General features: G+C 52.1%; 3 protein-coding genes and 1 pseudogene. All 4 read left to right on the plus strand.

Annotated elements, in window-relative coordinates; all coding sequences use genetic code 11:
* Nucleotides 1-217: 217 nt before the first annotated feature.
* On the plus strand, nucleotides 218-508 hold the full coding sequence (locus tag BN874_RS01060) for a hypothetical protein (RefSeq protein ID WP_034430312.1): 291 nt from the start codon (nucleotides 218-220) through the stop codon (nucleotides 506-508).
* A complete protein-coding gene (locus BN874_RS24115) occupies nucleotides 495-668 on the plus strand; it encodes a hypothetical protein (protein ID WP_154724691.1) in 174 nt (57 codons plus the stop codon). Before BN874_RS01060 ends, BN874_RS24115 begins: the two co-directional genes overlap by 14 nt.
* A gap of 45 nt (nucleotides 669-713) precedes the next feature.
* Nucleotides 714-1445: a DUF499 family protein gene (locus BN874_RS01065; protein WP_034430314.1), complete on the plus strand. Its 732-nt coding sequence runs from the start codon at nucleotides 714-716 to the stop codon at nucleotides 1443-1445.
* A 44-nt stretch (nucleotides 1446-1489) separates the two neighbouring features.
* Nucleotides 1490-1627 (plus strand): annotated as a pseudogene (locus BN874_RS23165) (IS982 family transposase); the annotation flags it as partial.
* Nucleotides 1628-1803: the final 176 nt, after the last annotated feature.

Raw genomic sequence — 1803 nt, forward strand, 5'->3', positions numbered from 1 at the left:
CGCGTTAGGGATCACGCCTGATCCCTATGTCGCCTCACGTACCTTTGTTGGGATAAACCCGACTTTTGGGAATAAAGCATCACTTAGGTCACTTAGGTCACTAAAACATTAAAATTTTTACGGTAATTAGGGTGACGGGGTACGTGTAAAAAAGTTGTACTGCTGATCACCTTGTTGTAGTCGGTTTCCAATTTGATGATGATGAGTTCTTGGTTTCATGAAAAAATTGTTGATAGCGCTGGACTACGATGGCACCTACACGGAAGACACCAAACTTTGGGATGCTTTTATTGCCCTGGCAACCAGGGCAGGCCACCGGGTGATCTGTTGCATGATGCGCTATGAAGACACGGAAGGCGATGAGGTCAAAGATTTACTTCGTGGCAAAGTGGAACGCATCTTTTTTGCGGGACGCAAGAACAAAATCGAGGCGCTGGGTACCCATGAGATCTTTCCAGACATTTGGATAGATGATGCCCCCCACTGGATATTTGATGACGCGATCTGAACTTGGGAGTAATGAGATCGTGGAGGATCATCCCGTTAGGGGGCAGCGCCCGCCCCACTGGCAGGGGCTGCCGTATCCCACCGATGCCCAACTACTACAGAATTTGTCCGCGTTGTTGCGAGCGCTGTGCGATCATGGATTGACTGTTCACCCCACCTAAAAATGAAGAACTCGCCTAGCAGGGCGTCGATCAGGATTGATCCTCATGTCGCTTCCCACCCTCTTTGAACTGTGTGTGCCCCGTGAAGATGTTGTGCGCGGCTCCATCGCAGAATCGGATTTTGCCGCTGACTTGGCGCAAGTGCTGCGCGGAGATGCTCCCGCCGATTACCTTGATCCGGTTCGTTTTTTCGCCAACACCCATCCGACGCAGGGTCTAAAAACCTTGCTTCAGGCGGTGTGCCAACGGTTGACGGCCAGCTCTCAGCAGCTTTCGCCGATTTTCCGGCTGGATACCCAGTACGGGGGGGGTAAGACGCACGCACTGATTGCTTTGGTTCATGCCGCGCGGGGCATGACGGGTGTCCACAATATCCCGGAATTCCTACCGACCGAATTAGTCCCCAGCGGCCCGGTGCGGATTGCCGCCTTCGATGGCGAAAATGCCGATCCGTTTAATGGCCGGGCGATGGGTGACGGGGTGCGGGCCTATACCCCGTGGGGGGAAATTGCGTATGCCTTAGCGGGACGGGACGGGTATGCGTGGGTGCAGCGTAGCGATGAAGCGGGCGTCGCGCCGGGCGCGGAAACGATGCGGGAACTGTTCGGCGGGCAACCGACCTTGATCCTGCTGGATGAATTGTCGATCTACCTGCGCAAGTTTCATAAGAAGGCCCAAAGTCTGGAAGCGGCGGGGCAGCAATTAGCGGCGTTCCTGACCATCTTATTTAACCCAAGTTGCTACCTTGACGGGGTGGTGTCCATCGGGGTTTGCTAGCGTTGTGAGTACCCCTACTCCACAACGACCGGCGAGGAACCCCGATGGACCTCCAAATTGTATTCGTTTACTGCCTCTGTGATGATCTGTTGAAAGCGCTCCAGCATGGGGAAGACCCGCAGTGTCGAGTCAGCGACGCGGAGATTCTGACGACGGCCTTGGTGGCCGCGTTGTACTTTGGCGCTTTGTACATGACAAAAAAGATAACTTATTGAAATTGTGGTAAAATATTGTCTTTCTCACCAAGGAGATGAACATCATGAATCAGATCAACGAGCTATCGGCACTGATCAATCAAACATTAGACATTATCAGAAACTAAAATTTATGATATAATTTTATTATTAAATTTTTGAGA

The organism is Candidatus Contendobacter odensis Run_B_J11, from assembly GCF_000531125.1.
In the GTDB taxonomy this organism is placed as follows: Bacteria; Pseudomonadota; Gammaproteobacteria; order Competibacterales; family Competibacteraceae; genus Contendibacter; species Contendibacter odensensis.